13 protein-coding genes are annotated in these 17,400 nt (G+C 64.6%); 7 read left to right on the top strand and 6 right to left on the bottom strand.

What is annotated here, in order from left to right:
* Positions 1-129 precede the first annotated feature (129 nt).
* The 6 genes from FHR70_RS01180 to FHR70_RS01205 all read left to right on the top strand — a co-directional run bounded on the left by FHR70_RS01180 (position 130) and on the right by FHR70_RS01205 (position 9,025).
* On the top strand, positions 130-2,364 hold the full coding sequence (locus tag FHR70_RS01180) for an alpha,alpha-trehalose-phosphate synthase (UDP-forming) (protein WP_183446274.1): 2,235 nt from the start codon (positions 130-132) through the stop codon (positions 2,362-2,364).
* A 22-nt stretch (positions 2,365-2,386) separates the two neighbouring features.
* A complete protein-coding gene (gene otsB / locus FHR70_RS01185; protein WP_183446276.1) occupies positions 2,387-3,139 on the top strand; it encodes a trehalose-phosphatase in 753 nt (250 codons plus the stop codon).
* A gap of 1 nt (position 3,140) precedes the next feature.
* Positions 3,141-4,949: a glycoside hydrolase family 15 protein gene (locus tag FHR70_RS01190; RefSeq protein ID WP_183446278.1), complete on the top strand. Its 1,809-nt coding sequence runs from the start codon at positions 3,141-3,143 to the stop codon at positions 4,947-4,949.
* A gap of 100 nt (positions 4,950-5,049) precedes the next feature.
* On the top strand, positions 5,050-5,988 hold the full coding sequence (locus tag FHR70_RS01195; RefSeq protein ID WP_425487842.1) for a glucokinase: 939 nt from the start codon (positions 5,050-5,052) through the stop codon (positions 5,986-5,988).
* Positions 5,989-6,053: 65 nt separating this feature from the next.
* Positions 6,054-7,169 (top strand): succinylglutamate desuccinylase/aspartoacylase family protein, encoded by a 1,116-nt coding sequence (locus tag FHR70_RS01200; RefSeq protein ID WP_183446282.1) that lies wholly within the window; start codon positions 6,054-6,056, stop codon positions 7,167-7,169.
* Positions 7,170-7,441: 272 nt separating this feature from the next.
* Positions 7,442-9,025 carry a peptide chain release factor 3 gene (locus FHR70_RS01205; RefSeq protein WP_183446284.1) on the top strand — a complete coding sequence of 528 codons (1,584 nt, stop codon included), beginning with the start codon at positions 7,442-7,444 and terminating at the stop codon, positions 9,023-9,025.
* Between the two features lie 18 nt (positions 9,026-9,043).
* Here FHR70_RS01205 and FHR70_RS01210 read toward each other — a convergent pair whose 3' ends face one another.
* From FHR70_RS01210 to FHR70_RS01235, 6 genes are all read right to left on the bottom strand, one after another.
* Positions 9,044-10,510, bottom strand: coding sequence for a PAS domain-containing protein (locus FHR70_RS01210; protein WP_183446286.1), 1,467 nt, complete (start codon positions 10,508-10,510; stop codon positions 9,044-9,046).
* A gap of 72 nt (positions 10,511-10,582) precedes the next feature.
* Positions 10,583-11,533 carry a sugar kinase gene (locus tag FHR70_RS01215; RefSeq protein ID WP_246407777.1) on the bottom strand — a complete coding sequence of 317 codons (951 nt, stop codon included), beginning with the start codon at positions 11,531-11,533 and terminating at the stop codon, positions 10,583-10,585.
* Positions 11,534-11,631: 98 nt separating this feature from the next.
* A complete protein-coding gene (locus FHR70_RS01220; RefSeq protein ID WP_183446288.1) occupies positions 11,632-12,540 on the bottom strand; it encodes an N-acetylglucosamine kinase in 909 nt (302 codons plus the stop codon).
* A 44-nt stretch (positions 12,541-12,584) separates the two neighbouring features.
* A complete protein-coding gene (locus FHR70_RS01225) occupies positions 12,585-13,475 on the bottom strand; it encodes an N-acetylmuramic acid 6-phosphate etherase (protein ID WP_183446290.1) in 891 nt (296 codons plus the stop codon).
* Positions 13,476-13,577: 102 nt separating this feature from the next.
* A complete protein-coding gene (locus tag FHR70_RS01230; RefSeq protein WP_183446292.1) occupies positions 13,578-14,603 on the bottom strand; it encodes a serine hydrolase domain-containing protein in 1,026 nt (341 codons plus the stop codon).
* Between the two features lie 7 nt (positions 14,604-14,610).
* Positions 14,611-15,789, bottom strand: coding sequence for an anhydro-N-acetylmuramic acid kinase (locus FHR70_RS01235; protein WP_343058697.1), 1,179 nt, complete (start codon positions 15,787-15,789; stop codon positions 14,611-14,613).
* 60 nt (positions 15,790-15,849) lie between these two features.
* On the opposite strand from FHR70_RS01235, the gene FHR70_RS01240 reads away from it, so the two are divergent.
* Positions 15,850-17,349 carry an ABC transporter substrate-binding protein gene (locus FHR70_RS01240; RefSeq protein WP_183446294.1) on the top strand — a complete coding sequence of 500 codons (1,500 nt, stop codon included), beginning with the start codon at positions 15,850-15,852 and terminating at the stop codon, positions 17,347-17,349.
* The last annotated feature ends 51 nt before the right edge of the window (positions 17,350-17,400 follow it).

Genomic DNA, 17,400 nt, shown 5'->3' on the forward strand with positions numbered 1-17,400 from the left:
CAAGAACCCATAACAGGGGCGAAAGCCGCATCCCCGTGGCTCTCCGTCGGAGGCCGATTTCGAAGGCTCCCCCCAAAGCCGGGCCTCCCCTTCGATGATGGTGCTGGTTTTCTTGAGGAACTGAGTGTTTTGAGGATCATCTTCCGCTTTGGCGGCATCGCATTGCTGGTGGCGGCCATCGTCATCCTGGCGGTGCTGCCCTTTGCGACATCCTTCGTGGAACAATGGTCGCGCCGCGATGTCGAGCTGCGGTCCCGTCTGGTGTTCAACTCCGTGCGTGATCAGGTCACGGGCCTTCTTGCCCGCAACGATACCCAGCAGGTGGCAGGCCTCTTCGAGCGGATCGCCTCCGACGAGCGTGTGCTCGCCATCGGCTATTGCGACGGACAGGAGCTGCGCTTCCCGACGGCCAATATGCCCAAATCCTTCTCCTGCGCGGAGGCGGCCCGCTCCGACTCGGAGAGCTTCTCCACCGTCAGGAACCAGGATCACAACATCCTGGTCAGCTCGTTTCCCCTGAATGCCGGCGGACGGGTAGGGCACCTCGTGGTCCTGCACGATCTGAGCTATGCCGAGCAACGGGGCGGGGAGGCGAGAAACTACCTTTTCCTGGCCTTGGCCGGCGTGGCCTTCGGGGCGGCGGCCCTTGCCGCCATGATCGCCGCCCTCATCATGCGGCGATGGCTTGCCTCCATCCGGCAGGCGCTGGAGAGCGCCCGCGCGGGCAATGCCCAGTCGACCGTGGAGGAGAACATCATCCCGCTGGGCAAGGAAATCCGCGACGTTCTTCAGGAGCTGGAGGCTTCCCGAAGGACCATCGATGCCGCCCATACCGATTGGAGCCCGGATACGTTGCGGGCGGCGCTCGCCAACGAGCTGTCCGGCTCCGAGGTCATCGTGGTGTCGAACCGCGAGCCCTACATCCACAATCGCACCGAGGCCGGGGAGATCTCCCTGCAGATTCCCGCAAGCGGCCTCGTCTCGGCCCTGGAGCCGGTGGTGCGTGCCTGCGGCGGCACCTGGGTGGCCCATGGCAGCGGCACGGCGGACCGGGACACGGTCGACGCCAACGACCGGGTGCCCGTGCCGCCAAATCACCCGTCCTACACCCTGCGTCGGGTCTGGCTGTCGGACGAGGAGCAGGACGGCTATTATTACGGCGCCGCCAATGAGGGTCTCTGGCCGCTCTGCCACATCGCCTTCGTCCGGCCGATCTTCCGGGAGTCCGACTGGCAGCTCTACCGCTCGGTCAACGAGAAGTTCGCCGAGGCGATCGTGGCCGAGGCCAAGCGCGAGGATCCGATCATCCTAGTGCAGGATTACCATTTCGCCCTGTTGCCGCGCATGATCCGGGACCGGCTGCCCAATGCCACCATCGTGACCTTCTGGCATATCCCCTGGCCCAATGCCGAGACCTTCGGAATCTGTCCGTGGCGCGAGGAAATCATCGATGGGCTGCTCGGCTCGTCGATCCTCGGCTTCCACACCCAGGCACACTGCAACAACTTCCTGGACTCGGTAGATTCCTTCGTGGAAAGCCGCATCGACCGAGAGAGAGATTCGGTGTTCTTCGGCGGCGAAGAAACCCTGATCCGCCCCTATCCAATTTCCATCGAATGGCCGCCGACCGCCATGGAAGGCCAGAAGCCGGTCGAGGAATGCCGCCGCATCGTGCGCGAGCGCTTAAGCGTGTCGCCGGATATGCGGATCGGCGTGGGCATCGAGCGGTTCGATTACACCAAGGGCATCATCGACCGCATGCAGGCCATCGACACGCTGTTGACCGAGCATCCTGAATGGCATGGGAACTTCTCCTTCATCCAGGTTGCTGCGCCGACCCGCAGCAAGCTGGCGAATTACCGGCTGCTGCAGGAAGAGGCGGAGGCGCTCGCCCGCGACATCAACGAGCGCCATGGCGGCAATGGATATGAGCCGATCAAGCTCCTCATCCGCCACCATGAGCCCGACGAGGTGTTCGAGCTGTTCCGCGCGGCGGATCTCTGCATCGTGTCGAGCCTGCACGACGGCATGAATCTGGTGGCCAAGGAGTTCGTGGCCGCCCGCGACGACGAGCAGGGCGTGCTCATTCTCTCGGCCTTCGCCGGCGCCTCCCGCGAATTGTCGGAGGCGCTGATCGTCAATCCCTACAATGCCCATGCCATGGGGCAGGCCATCAACCGCGCCTTGACCATGCCCGAGCCCGAGCAGCGCGAGCGCATGCGGTTGATGCGCGATCAGGTCAAGGAACGCAACGTCTATCGCTGGGCCGGGCAGATGCTGCTCTCGGCCTCCCGACTGCGCAAACAGCAGCGGATCCGGCAGCTGATCGCCCGGGGCCGCAGGCGGGCGGCGGCCAATGCGTGACGTTTCTGCAGGACACAAGACCATGGTTAAGACTGACGAGGATTATGCCCTCTTTCTCGATTTCGACGGCACACTCGTCGACATCGTCGAGCGTCCCGATGCGGTTGCGGTGGATCCGGCTCTGCCGGAGGTCCTCACCAGGCTGCAGGAGCGGCTCGGCGGCGCACTCGCCATCATCAGCGGGCGCCCCGTCGCGTTTCTCGATGCTCACTTCGTGCCCCATCAATTCGACATGGCGGGACTCCACGGGCTGGAGCATCGCATCGCCGGGCGGCTCTCCATGTGCGATCCGGACGAACATCCGGCCTTGCGCGAGATGATTGCGCGTCTGAAAGTGATCGTCGCGGATAAGGAGGGTGTCCTGATCGAGGACAAGGGCTGCTCGGTTGCGATCCATTGGCGGCAGGCTCCGCACGAGAAGGACTTCGCGCTGGCGACCGCGCATGCGGCCATCGAGGCCCTGGGCAACGATTACCGTGTTCAGCACGGCAAAGCTGTGGCAGAAATCCTTCCCTCGGCGGCAGGGAAGGGCAAGGTGATCGAGCGGTTTCTTCACGAAGCTCCCTACAAGGGGCGGCGCCCGATCTTCATCGGCGACGACCTGACCGACGAGAACGGCTTCAAGACCGTGAATGCCCATGGCGGCCTGTCCGTGCGCATCGGCGCGGGCGAGACCATCGCCAAGGTGCGCCTCGGGACACCCGCGGACCTGCGCCATCGCCTGTCCACATGGGCATCTGAGGGTTCTCTTCCTTTCGATGAGGATGATTGTTGATATGAGTTCGCTGGATCTTGCCGTCATCGGCAATTGCATGATCTCGGCCCTGGTCGATCGCCGCGCGCAGATCGTCTGGAGCTGCTTTCCGCGCTTCGATGGCGACCCGGTATTTTCGGCCCTGCTCGATTGTCCTGAAGGGCAGAGCGACGCGGACCAGAAGGGCGTCTTCGCCATCGACATGGCTGGCCTGGTGAGTTGCGAGCAGAGCTATCTCCAGAACACGGCTGTTCTCGTGTCCCGCATGACGGATTCGTCCGGAAACGTCGTCGAGGTCACGGATTTCGCGCCGCGCTTCAAGCATTTCGACCGCACCTTTCGGCCGCCCATGCTGATCCGTCGCGTCACGCCCGTCAAAGGCCGCCCGCGCATCCGCGTCCGGCTGCGGCCGCATTTCGAATGGGGCGAGCATTCGCCCGGTCGGACGCGCGGCAGCAATCACCTGCGCTTCGTCAGCCCCGACACGTCCCTTCGCCTGACCACCGATGCGCCGATCTCCTATGTCCAGGACGAGCGCTTCTTCGTGGTGGACCGGCCCATGTCGTTCTTCTTCGGCGAGGACGAGCCGCTGCGCTCGGAGGCCGACACCACCGCCCGCGCCTTCCTCGACAGCACGGTCGATTTCTGGCGCGATTGGGTGCGTTCGCTCTCCATCCCCTTCGACTGGCAGGAAGCGGTGATCCGCGCCGCCATCACGCTCAAGCTGTGCAACTTCGAGGAGACGGGTGCCATCGTGGCGGCGCTCACCACCTCGGTACCGGAGGCGCCCCATACGCAGCGCAATTGGGATTACCGCTATTGCTGGCTGCGTGACGCCTATTTCGTCATCCAGGCCCTCAACCGACTCGGCACCACGAAGACGATGGAGGAATACCTAACCTACATCACCAATATCGTCGACGACATGGATGCCATCCCCAACCAGAAGGACATGCCGCCGCTCTTCAGCATCACCCGCTCGCCCGATCTCGAGGAGCGGGAGGCGACGGCGCTGGCGGGCTATCGCGGCATGGGACCGGTGCGCGTCGGCAACGCGGCCTATACCCAGATCCAGAACGACGCCTACGGCAGCGTCGTGCTCGCCTCCGTCCACGCCTTCCTGGACAAGCGCCTGATCCGCACCGGCAACCGGGCGTTGTTCGCGCATCTGGAAAAGCTCGGGCACAGGGCGATCGAGGTGTTCGACAAGCCCGATGCCGGCCCCTGGGAGCTGCGCACCAAGGCGGCCGTGCATACCTTTCCGAGCGTGATGTGCTGGGCGGCCTGCGACCGGCTCGTTAAGATCGCCGAGGCCATGGGGCGCGAGGATCGGGCGGCCTTCTGGCGCGAGAATGCCGAACACATGCACCGGGTCATCGATGAGCGCGCCTACAACGCCGACAAGGGCACGTTCGTGTCCTCCTTCGACGGCGAGGACCTCGATGCCACGCTGCTGCTCCTGGCAGAGCTTGATTTCGTGAAGCCGGAGGATCCGCGCTTCATCGCCACCGTGGAGGCCGTCGGGTCGAAGCTGCGGCGCGGCGACCTGCTTCTGCGTTATGATGTGGAAGACGACTTTGGCCTCATGCACACGGCTTTCATGATCTGCGGCTTCTGGTACGTGGATGCCCTGAACGCCATCGGGCGCAAGGAGGAGGCGAAGGAATTGTTCGAGCACATCCTGAGCCTGCGTAATTCCTTCGGCCTCTTCTCCGAGGATGCGGACTTCACCACCGGAGAGCTGTGGGGCAATTTCCCCCAGACCTATTCGATGGTCGGTCTCATCAACTCGGCGGTGCGCCTGAGCCGGAGCTGGGAAGAGGCGTTCTGATCCTCGAGGATCGGACGCGAAAGAAGGACGATAGGCTTCGATGTTCGCATTTCCCGTTCTGCTCGGTGATATCGGCGGCACCAATGCCCGCTTCGCGGTTCTGCCTGCGCCCGGAGAGCCCGTTCAACTCCTGCCGCGCGCTCTGACGGCGCAGACGCCGGATCCGGTCGGCGCCATCAGGATTGCGCTCGAAGCCTATAAGGGGCCGGCTCCCCGCTCGGCCATCATTGCGGTGGCCACCCGGGTCGATGCCCCGGCCATACGGCTTACCAATGCCAATTGGGTGATCGACGCCGAAGCGATTGGAACGGCGCTCGGGCTCGACCGCGTGACCCTTGTCAATGACTACACGCCGGTGGCTGCCTCCGTCACGGTGCTCGACGAGGCCAAGGGCGATCTCGCCCCCATCGGCACCTTCCCGCCGGCCAAGTCCGGGGCTCGGGTCGTCCTGGGGCCCGGCACAGGTCTCGGGGCAGGCGCTCTGGTGCCGGTGGAGGATCGCTTCGCCATTCTGGCCACCGAGGCGGGCCACATGGAGTTCGGCCCGACCACGGATGAGGAAACCGCCCTCTGGCCGCATCTGGAGCGGGTTGGCGGGCGCATCTCCGGAGAGGTCGTGCTGTCCGGGCCGGGGCTCTTCCGCATCGCCAGGGCGCTTGCCGCCCATCGTTGCGTGGACTGCTCCTTCACGATGCCCAACGACGTTCTGGCGGCAGCGCGCGAGGGCGACAGCCTGGCCAAGGATGCGCTGGACCTGTTCGCCCGCTTCCTCGGGCGCTTCGCCGGCGATCTGGCGCTCACCTTCGAATCCTCCGGCGGCGTCTTCATTGCCGGCGGTATCGCGCCCCGGATGATCGACATCCTCCAGGCCGGCGGCTTCCGCGAGGCCTTCGACCGCAAGGCGCCCCATGACGCCTGGGCCAGGAAGGTCCCGGTCTACGCGATCGTCAATCCGGAGCCCGCCCTGCAGGGCTTGGCCGCCATCGTGACGAATCCCGAGCGCTTCGTCTTCCCATCGCAGGGGTGGCAGGCTACCTGAGGGGCCTGCCGCAAACGCGCCGGGCCGCATCGTAGGCTGCCGGCGCTCCAACCTGCTGATTGGTGATGAAAACAGAACAGATCGCCCTTGCTCCGCTGGCTCCCGGAGCCGACCTCTCCCTGACCGTCCAGCGCTTCGGACCGGAAGGCGCCCGTCCGTGCATCTATGTCCAAGCCTCGCTGCATGCGGACGAGATCCCCGGCATGATCGCCGCCCACCACCTGCGCGAGCGCCTCATCGCCCTGGAGAACGAGGGCCGGATCAAGGGCGAGATCGTGCTCGTGCCCTCGGCCAATCCCATCGGCCTGGCGCAAAGGGTGTTAGGCGATCATATCGGCCGCTTCAATCTGAGCGACGGCATCAATTTCAACCGCGGCTATCCCGACTTCGTGCCCAAGGCGGCCGAGCGCATCGAGGGCAAGCTGACGGATGATGCGGAAGCGAATGTGCGCCTGATCCGCGAGGCCCTGCGGGCGGAGTGTGAGGCCTGGAAGCCGGCCAATCCGGCCGAGGCCATGAAGAAAGCCCTGCTGGGCCTCGCCCAAGAGGCCGACATCGTCCTCGACATGCACTGCGACGCCGAGGCCGTGGTGCATCTCTACACGCACACCCGCTCGGAGGAGGAATTCGCGCCGCTCTCCGCCCTGATCGGCGCCCACGCCTACCTGCTCGCGGACGTGTCCGGCGACGAGCCCTTCGACGAGGCCTGCAGCCGTCCCTGGGCGGAACTCGCCGACCGCTTCCCGGATCGCCCGATCCCCTTCGGCTGCCATTCGACGACCCTGGAGTTCCGGGGCGAGCGGGACGTGAGCCATGAGACCGGGCAAGCCGATGCAGCCGCAATCGTCGATTATCTGACCCTGCGCGGCGCCATCGCCGGTGAGGCTCCGCAGGTGCCTGACGGTCTCTGCAAAGCCACGCCGCTGGCAGCCTCCGAGCCGGTCCAGGCGCCGGCCTACGGCATCCTGGTCTTCAAGGCCGAGATCGGGGCTCGGGTGAAGGCCGGCGACGTGATCGCCGATGTGGTCGATCCGCTGACGGGTATCACCGTCGAGGCCAAGGCGCCCTGCGGCGGCGTGATGTTCGCCCGGATCTCCCAGCGCTTCGTCACGCAAGGCATGCGGCTGGCCAAGGTGGCCGGCACCACGGCCAAGCGCACCGGCAAGCTGCTCAGCGCCTGAAACAAGAAAGGCCGCCCCGAAGGGCGGCCTTTCCATTGTCGGTTCCACGGCCCGTTAGAGCCGGCCATTTTGTGCGTTACGCACCAATCTCGGCAGAGGCCAAGATCCAGGTCACGGCAACCGGGGACCGTAGGGTATGACAATGAGACACTGGATCACCTCCTTTCGTTGTTGACGGGAAAGCCCCATATGGGGTGAGAAGAGCCCAGCGAAAGGGCGGGGCGCTGCGGCGTTCTGTCCCCTGCACCGATTTTAGAGAATTTTCAAAAGCCATGACCGATCTTCCGGCCCCGGTGGGCCGCCGCCGAACTTTTGCGATCATCTCCCACCCGGACGCGGGCAAGACCACGCTCACCGAGAAGCTGCTGCTGTTCGGGGGCGCGATCCAGCTCGCCGGTGAGGTGAAGGCCAAGAAGAACCGCGTCTCGACCCGGTCCGACTGGATGGGGATCGAGAAGGAGCGCGGCATCTCTGTGGTGACTTCGGTCATGACCTTCGAGTATGGCGACTGCGTCTTCAACCTGCTCGACACACCGGGCCACGAGGACTTCTCGGAGGACACCTACCGCACACTGACGGCGGTCGACTCCGCCATCATGGTGATCGACGCGGCCAAGGGCATCGAGGCGCGCACCCGCAAGCTCTTCGAAGTCTGCCGCATGCGCGACATCCCGATCGTCACCTTCATCAACAAGATGGACCGCGAGGCGCGCAGCCCCTTCGACCTCCTTGACGAGATCGAGAAGACGCTGGCGCTGGACACGGCGCCCGTCACCTGGCCGATCAGCCAGGGCCGGAGCTTCGCCGGCACCTTCGACCTGCGCCGCAACGTCGTTCGCCGCATCGATACGGACGAGGAGCCGACGCCCGTCTCCGGCCCGGACGATCCGAAACTGATGAGCCTGCTGCCGCCTGAAGAGGCGGATGCGTGGCAGGAGGAGGTGATGCTCGCGCAAGAAGCCTGTAAGCCGTTCGACCTGCAGGCCTTCCGTGAGGGACATCTCACGCCGGTGTTCTTCGGTAGCGCCTTACGCAATTTCGGCGTGCGTGATCTCATCGATGCACTGGCTGCCTATGCGCCGCCGCCGCGCGGTCAGGAGGCCGACAAACGTCTTGTCGAGGCGAGCGAGCCCAAGATGTCGGGCTTCGTGTTCAAGATCCAGGCCAACATGGATCCGAACCACCGCGACCGCATCGCGTTCATGCGCATCTGCTCGGGCAAGCTCCAGCGCGGCATGAAGGCGAAGCTCGTGCGCACGGGCAAGCCCATGAGCCTGAACTCGCCGCAATTCTTCTTCGCGCAGGATCGCGCCATCGCGGACGAGGCCTGGGCCGGCGATGTGGTGGGCATCCCCAACCATGGTACCTTGCGCATCGGCGACACGCTCACGGAGGGCGAGGACATCGTTTTCCGCGGCGTGCCGAGTTTCGCGCCGGAAATCCTGCGCCGCATCAAGCTGCAGGACGCCATGAAGGCGAAGAAGCTGCGCGAGGCGCTGCAGCAGATGGCGGAAGAAGGCGTCGTTCAGCTCTTCGTGCCGCAGGACGGCTCCGGCGCCATCGTGGGCGTGGTCGGCGCGCTGCAGCTCGACGTGCTCAAGGAGCGCTTGGCTGCCGAGTATGGCTTGCCGATCGACTACGAGCCGACGCGCTTCTCCATCTGCCGCTGGATCACGGCGGACGATCCGCGGGAACTCGACAAGTTCATCGAGAGCCACCTGTCGGCCATGGCGCGCGATCTCGACGATGCGCCCGTGTTCATGGCGCCGAACCAGTTCAACCTTCAATATGAGGTGGACCGCTACAAGGCGATCCAGTTCTCGGACGTGAAGGATTACCAAAAGAAGGCGGCTTAACAGCCGCCTTCTTTTTCCTCAAGCATCGAGCTGGTTCAGCGGCAGGTCGATGCGCACGCGCAGGCCCTCGGGGCGCCAGTCATAGGCGATGGCACCGCCGAGCTGGTCCTTCACGCTGCGGCGCGCGAGCTTCGAGCCGAAGCCTTCGGTGCTCGGCACGCCCTGGATGGCCGGTCCGTCTTCCTCCTGCCATGTGAGCGTGAGCATCACGCCGCGCACCCAGCTGATCCTCAGCCGGCCTTCGGAAACCGACAAGGCGCCGTATTTCGACGCGTTGGTGGCCAGCTCGTGCAGAACCAGCGTCAGGATCGTTGCGGCCTTCGGACCGATCCGCACCGGTGGCCCATCGAGCGTCATCGGGGAGGGCGCATCCTGGTTGATGTGCGGCGCCAGGATGGCCTGCACGATCTCGTCGACCGAGGTTTCCCCGTCCGTTGGCTCACTGCCCGTGATGGCGGGGCGGATCAGCTCATGCGCGCGCGCCAGGGCTTCGATGCGCCCGCGCAGGGCGGCCGCCATCTGCTTCGGCGTCTCCGCCATCCGGGCCGTGAGTGCAATCATGCCGCTCGTCATGGCAAAGAGGTTTTTGACCCGGTGGTTGAGCTCCTGCACCAGAAGCTGCCGAACCTCTTCGTTCCTGCGACGCTCCGTGACGTCGATGATCGTTCCGAGAATGCGTGCAGGCTTCAGTTCACCGTTGACGACCTCGTAGAGCATGCGCCCGCGGCTCAAGATCCAGCGGACCTCGCCGTCAGGGCGGACGATTCTGTGCTCGATCTGGATCTGTCCCCCGGAGCGGGGATCGTTCAAGGACCCGATGCTGTTCGCCACATGCTCGCGATCCTCCGGGTGAATGGCCGAGAGCCAGAACTCATAGGTCGCGGGCTCGTTCCGCGGCAGGCCGAAGATGTCCTTCTGCCGGTCCGACCAGAAGGTCTCGCCGGTCTGGGCGTTCCATTCCCACAGGCCCATCTCCGTCGCCTCGACGGCCAGCGCCAGACGCTCGTTGTGGAGCGCAACCTCGCGGGCCTTGATCTCGGCCTCGCCGCGGGCCCTGACCCGCTCGGTCACATGGGCGGCCAGCGCCAGGATGCCGCTGATCTGATCGCCCCCGTCGCGAACGGGCAGAAGCTTGATGTCCCAATAGGTGGTCGTGCCAGGGGTAAGGACGAGGGGGTGGTCCTTCAGCTCCTGCGGCTCGCCGGTCTGGAACACATTTTCGCGTAAGGCCCAAAGCTCCGGGGTGTATCGTTCCCCCATGACCTCGGACACGCTCCGGCCGACAATATCCTCGTCTGCGACCGACAGGGCGGACCGGAACAGGCGGTTCGCGAAGGCGAATTGCTGGTCCGGCCCAAGGGTCACGGCAATGGCCAGGGGCACATTCTCGAGAAGCTCGGACAGAGCCTCCCGGCTGAACCCTTCCGCTCCCCCCTGGAGGCGAATCTCATCGAGTCCATAGGCCCAGGGTTGAGAGGGACTCACACAGACATCCTTTACGAAGGCACACGGGCGGGAGGCGCCAATGCCATGATGGCATTGCTTTGTGATTTTGTTCTAGGCTGTCAGCTTGCTTTGTCCAGCCATATCCGGGGCATCCAGAAGGGCTCTGGACGGCACCTTCTCCGGAAAGAGCGTCTGCACCTGCGCGATGTCGGCGAGCGTCGGCAGGCTTGCCTCGTTGCCGAGATACTGGATCGCATGGGATGAGGCCCCACGGGCGAAGATGAAGTGCTCGCGCCAGGGTAGCTCCGGCCGGGCCATGGCGGAATAGACATAGGCGCCGTGAAAGATGTCGCCGGCGCCGTTCGTGTCCACCACCTTGTCGGCCGGGACGTCGAGGGCGGGCAGGACGCCTTCCTGGCCGGTCTCGTCGTACCACACGAGGCCACGCTCACCCAAGGTCACGCCACCGATCTTGCAGCCGCGGCTCTTGAGATAGCCCAGCATCCCGGCCGGAGTCAGGTCCATCTGCTCGCACAGGCGCTCGGCCACGATGGCCACATCGATGAATTCGAGGAGCTCATGGGTGTTGGAGCGCAGGCCGCCGCCATCCAGGGAGGTGAGAATGCCAGCCTCGCGGCAGGCCTTGGCGTAGTGCATGGCCGCATCGGCCTGGTGGCCGTCGAGGTGGAGGGCTTTGCAGCCCTGCAGGTTCAGCGGCGGCACCGGATGCAGATAATGGTCGTCACGGCAGCGCACGATGGCGCGCTTGCCGCCGCGGGGCATGATGAAGGACAGGGAGGATTCGTGGACTTTCCGATGATGAACCGAGATGCCGTATTTCGCCGCCATGTCGATGAACATGCGGCCGAGCCAGTCATCGGCAATCGAAGTCAGGAGATCTGGCGGAATCCCGAGCTTGGCGCAGGCGAAGGCCGCCGTGACCGCATTGCCGCCGAACGAGATCGCATAATCCCGGGCCACGGTCTTCTCGTCCCCGGTCGGCAACTCGTCCGCCAGGAAGGTCACGTCGATATAGGTCTGTCCGACAAAGAGAGCATGCATTGCTAGGACATCATCTCGTTGAGTTCGCTGTCCGAGTCTTGGACGAGAGGGGAGGATTAGGCAAGCCATCGGGCTTCGCCTTTGAGCTTGGCGGCCTCTCAAGCTCTGTTGAGCGTCGCGGCCAGGCGGGCGGCCGTCAGGGCCGCGTCCAGATCGGTTGCGATGAACTCGACGGGAGCGACAAGCTTCTTGCGGAAGGCGCTGGAGATGACCGGGTGGAGGCGCGCACTGCCGCCCACCAGGGCCACCGGCCGGGCGCCGAGGCGCTTGATCAGGGCATTGGCCAGACGGGCCAGTTCCTCTCCGGCCTCCCTCAGGATCCGAAGGGCTGTGCCGTCATCGGCAGAGGCCGCCTCGCCCACGGCGCGGGCCAGCGACCCGATCTTGCCCCGGTCGCCGCCATAGACGAAGGAGCGGACCACATTCCAGTCGGTGCCGCCGAGCGCCCGGGCCAGGCAGGTGCCCAGAATTGATGTCCAGCCTTCACCGGGGCTTTCCTCCTCAGCCCGCAGGACGGCCTTCAACGCTTCCCGGGCGATCCAGAAGCCCGAGCCGCCGTCATCGATGAGGTTGCCGCGCCCGCCGACCCGGATCACCTGCTTGTCCTCGGACAGATAATAGCCGATCGAGCCGGTGCCGCTATAGACCAGGATGCCTTCACCCAGGGCGAAATAGGCCAGGTAGGCGATCCACATGTCTTCCGCGACGAAGACCCTGTCGGGCGACAACTCGAAGGTTTCCGCGAACATGGCCCGCATGGTGGCCTCGGCCGGAGTCTCGCGGGTGAGGCCGGTGATTCCTGCGACGATGCCCAGGGGCCTTCCCGTCTCGAGCACGGCCTGCGCCATGTCGAGGACGATCTGCCGGGCGCGCTCTTCCGCAGCGGCCGAGAAGAGGTGGCCGGTGAGAGGCGCAACGGAGCCTTGGGCCACGCATTGGCCGGTCGCGTCCGCCAGCCGCCAGCGCGTGGCGGTCCCGCCCGCATCGATGCCCAGCCCCAGCCCCATGCGCCCGCTGCCTTCTTGTCAGTGCCAGTTCTCAAGCGGTTTTGTTAGGACGTCTTGGGAAGATCCGCCAGAGCCTTGCGCAGATTGCTGTCGTGTCGCTCAAGCGCGCTTTGCGCTTCTGCGGGGCTGGCGCCCATGGCGATGAGCACGGCCGTCTTCAGGTCGCCGCCGGCCTCTAAGATGGCATCCGTTGCCGTGGCCTCGTCGCAATCGGTGATCTGCATGACCATGATCTCGCTGCGGCGGCGCAGCTTGGCGTTCGTCGCGCGCATGTTGACCATGAGACCGCGATAGACCCGGTCCATCCTGACCATGATCAGGGTCGAGAGCAGGTTGAGGATCACCTTCTGGGCCGTGCCGGCTTTCATGCGCGTCGAGCCGGCAATCACCTCCTCGCCCGTGTCGGCCAGGATCGGATGGGAGCAGACCTTGAGCAGGCGTGTGTCGGGATTGTTGGAGATGCCGATGGTCTGAGCCCCTCGTGCAGCTGCCTCCTTGAGGGCCGCGATGGTAAACGGCGTCCCGCCGCTGGCCGCCACGCCGATCACCACATCGTCGGGGCCGATATTGTTCTCGCGGATGCCCGCGATGCCGTCTTCGACCGAATCCTCGGCGTTTTCCACCGCCTGCATGATGGCGCCTTCACCGCCGGCGATCAGGTAGACCACCCGGTCGTCGGGCCAGTTGAAGGTCGGCGGCAGTTCCGTTCCATCCTGAACGCCGATGCGGCCCGAGGTTCCGGCGCCCGCGTAGACCAGACGTCCGCCGCGGCGCAGACGGGGCACCGCCTCTTCCGCAGCGGCGGCGATGGCCGGCAGGGAGGGCCTGACCGCGGCAACGGCGGAGAGCTGCCCCTCATAGAACGCCGAGAGGACATCAAGGCTCGGCCACGTGTCGAGGTCCTGGTAGCGGGTACTGAAATGTTCTGTCGCCATTATGCCAACCTTCTTCCAGACCAATATAGGACCAGTTGAGGTCCGCAACAATCGCCTGCGGATGTCAGAATGGCGCTGGTCACCACGTTTCTGTTGGCATCCTTAAAGGCGCGACTGCCGGTCGAACAACGCGGTCACCTGCTCGCCTGTTGCACGGCGCAAGGCGAGGATCCCGCTATCCTTGTGCCGGCTCGGATGAACCCGGTTGGTGAGGAGCGACCAGGCGAGCCCACGCTCGAAGTCGATCCACAGGCCGGTGCCGGTAAAACCCGTATGGCCGATAGTGTTCGGCGAGCAGGAATCGCCGCCGTGCCAGCCGGGGTAGAAGCCTTCCCAGCCCACGGTCCGCTTCTCCGATTCCAGCGTACGGATGGCTTTGATGGATTCCGGCGACAGCCCCGTGCCGGCAAGAAGCGAATGGGCGAAGTCGAGCACGCCGTCGATGGTGCCGAACAGACCGGCATGGCCCGAGGCGCCACCGAGCGCGAAGGCGTTTTCGTCATGCACCTCACCACGGATCACGCGTCCGCGCCAGGTGTCCTTCTCGGTTGCGGCGCAAAGCTTTGGATCAGGCCGGAACGAGAGGCGTTCAGGAAGCGGCTGATCGATCAGCGCCTGTCCCGTGATGCGCTCGATGGCGATGCCGAGCAGCATGTAATTGATGTCGGAATAGACCGGTGGCCCCGGCTGCCAGACCCGCTGCAGGATGAAGGCGCGCAGGGTGTTCGGGTCCTGCCCATAGGTGTAAAGCGGTTCCACGGCCGGCAGATGCGTCTGATGTGCGAGGCACTGGCGGAAGGTGAGCCGCCGCTCGGCTGCATTCATGTCGTACTGGCGCAGATCCGGAATGACCTTCACCAACGGATCATCAAGGGCAATCCGGCCTTCCTCGACCAGTTGCAGGATGCGCGTGGTGGTGAAGATCACCTTCGTGAGCGAGGCGAGGTCGAACCATGTTTCACGGGAAACATTTTCGCGAACCGGCTCTATCTGCGCGTACCCGGCCCATTGCACGGCACGCTCGCCATCCGCTGTGACCAATCCCAGGACCGCGCCGGGAATGTTGCCGTTCTGGATCGAAGCGGCAGCGGGCGTGAAGGCCTCGTCGATCAGATCCGTCAATGTCATGGCTGTATCACGCGGCGCGATGGAGTTCGCCGCCGGGCATGGGATGCGGCACTCCGGTCGTGGTTGGCAGGCTCAGGGGCAGGCCGAGAGTCGACCGTACGGCGAGATAGCCGAAGGCCTGCGCTTCAAGAAAATCGCCGTCCCAACCCACTGATTCCACCGGATCAACTGCAACGCCCAACTCCTCACGCAGGCGCTTCATGAAATGCGCGTTGCGCCGTCCGCCGCCGGTCACCAGCCAGCGCTGCGGCGCGCGTGGCACATGGCGCAGGGCCGCAACGACGGACTGTACCGTGAATTCCGCCAGCGTTGCCGCGCCGTCCTCATCGGAGAGCGCTTCGACGCCTTTGGCACGGGCATGAAAATCCTGACGGTCGAGGGATTTCGGCGCGGGCCGATCGAAGAACGGGTTCTGCATGAACACGGAGACGAGCTTTTGATCGATCCTGCCGGAGGCCGCCAATTGTCCATTTTCGTCATAGCTCATGCCGCGGCGACGCAGCACGAAATCGTCGAGCAGTGCGCTTGCCGGACCAGTGTCGAAAGCGATCACCACATCCCCATCGATATACGTGACGTTCCCGACGCCGCCGAGATTGAGGATCATGATCGGCTGCTGGAGGTTGCTGGCCAGCGCGCGATGATAGAGCGGAACGAACGGCGCGCCTTCCCCGCCCGATGCCACATCAGCGTGGCGGAAGCGATAGACGGTATCGATGCCGAGAGCCTCGGCGACCTTGTCGCCCAGCCCGAGCTGGCGCGTGAAGCGGATCTCCGGTCGGTGATAGACCGTCTGGCCGTGGAAACCGATGAGCTTCACCTCCGCTGCGCCGATTCCGGTCTCCTCCATGAAACGCCGGATGGCGGCGATATGCGCCTCCGTCACGTCTCGCTCCAGATCTTCCAGCGGCTCGCTTTGCGCCTGTGCCGGCTCGGCAATCAGCGCCTGGAGGGTTCTTCTCAAATTATCCGGATAGGAGAAAGTGCGGCCCAGTCCCGGCTTCACTAATGTATCGCCGTCCGTGTCAACGATGGAGACGTCGATACCGTCCATCGACGTGCCGCTGATCACCCCGATGGCTTTGACAGTGGAACGGTCCGACATCTGCATCTCCGGCTTGGTCTGGTTGGTCTTGACCATAGCACAGCCGAGGGGGTGGTCCAGAGTGGTATGATATTGGACCATGACAGGTTCGCAGGGATGTCCTATAAATCACCCCGCGGCTTCCAAGGGAGGAATAGACGTATGGTCAGCTCAGCTCTGCGCGGCGCAATCGGCGCAGGTTTCATGGTGGCGGCGATGGCTTCCGCCTCGGCTCAGGTTCTGGAAATCGGCGCGGACAACGGCCCTACTGGCTTGGATCCGCATCTCATCACCGCATTCCCGAGCTTCATGGTGGTGAACGGCAACATCTATGAAGGCCTCACGGCCATCGACAAGGATCTGAAGACCGTTCCTGGCCTCGCCGAATCCTGGAGCGCCGCGCCGGACGGCAAGACCTATACCTTCAAGCTGCGCTCGGGCGTGAAATTCCACGACGGCTCCGACATGAATGCCGAGGACGTGGTGGCCTCCATCAAACGCGTGCAGAGCAAGGACATCGCCTCGCCGCTCGCAAGCCGCCTCGCGGCGGTGGAGAGCGCCAATGCGGTCGATGCCCAGACCGTGGAGCTGAAGCTCAAGGAGCCGTCCGCTGCTCTCCTCAGTTCGCTGGCCACCATCGCCATCGTGCCGAGTGCCATGGAAGCGAACAAGGACGCCCTGCAGAAGGCGCCGGTTGGCACAGGCCCGTTCAAGTTCCAGGAATGGCAGCCGAACGGCTTCATCCTTCTGACCAAGAACGAGGCCTATTGGGAGAAGGGGCTGCCGAAGCTCGCCGGGCTCAAGTTCAACATCGTGCCCGAATCGGCCACCCGTCAGGTGGGCCTGAGCAACGGGCAATATGCGCTCCTGCCGAACATCGATGCGGCGACCGCCCTGCAGCTCAAGGGCAAGCCGAACGTGAAGCTCGCCGAGACGATGGATCTCGCCTACACGCTCATCGGCATGAACGTGTCGAAGCCGCCCTTCGACAATGCGAAGGTGCGTGAGGCGGTGAACTACGCCATCAACCGCCAGGAGATCGTGGATGCGGCGCTTTTCGGTGCCGGCGTGCCGGGCGGTCCGCTCTCGCCGGCCTTGAAATCCTGGGCGCTCGATGTGAACCAGTTCGCCTGCTACAAGCCCGACCCGGCGAAGGCCCAGGCTCTGCTGAAGGAGGCGGGCGTCGCAACGCCGGTGGCCGTCACCCTGAAGGTCCTGCCACGCCAGGATGTGAAGGACATCGCCCAGGTGGTGCAGGAGCAGCTGAACAAGGCTGGTTTCAAGGTTGAACTCGTCAACCAGGAGCAGGGCCAGTTCATTCAGGATTGGCGCAACAGCAACTTCGACATGTTCGCCTCGATCAATGCCGGCCAGCCGGATCCGGACGAGTATTTCTATCGAACCTTCCGCACCGGTGGCTCGACCAACGTGTTCAAGTATTCGGACGCGGAGATCGACAGCCTGCTCGATCAGGCCCGCAGCCAGCAGGATCAAGCGGCCCGCAAGACGGCCTACGACAAGGTGCAGCAGAAGCTCGCCTGCTCCGGCCCTGTGGCGCACCTGACCTACGGCACGTTGTTCTCGGCCATGAACAGCAAGCTGCAGGGCTACGACGTGATGCCGAACCGCTCGCTGATGCTGCTGCGCAACGCATCCTACTGAACATCCTTTATTGCCCGGCGCCGCGCGAATGCGGCGCCGGGATTGTCTTGA

The sequence above is a fragment of the Microvirga lupini genome, from assembly GCF_014191055.1.
Taxonomy (GTDB): domain Bacteria; phylum Pseudomonadota; class Alphaproteobacteria; order Rhizobiales; family Beijerinckiaceae; genus Microvirga; species Microvirga lupini_A.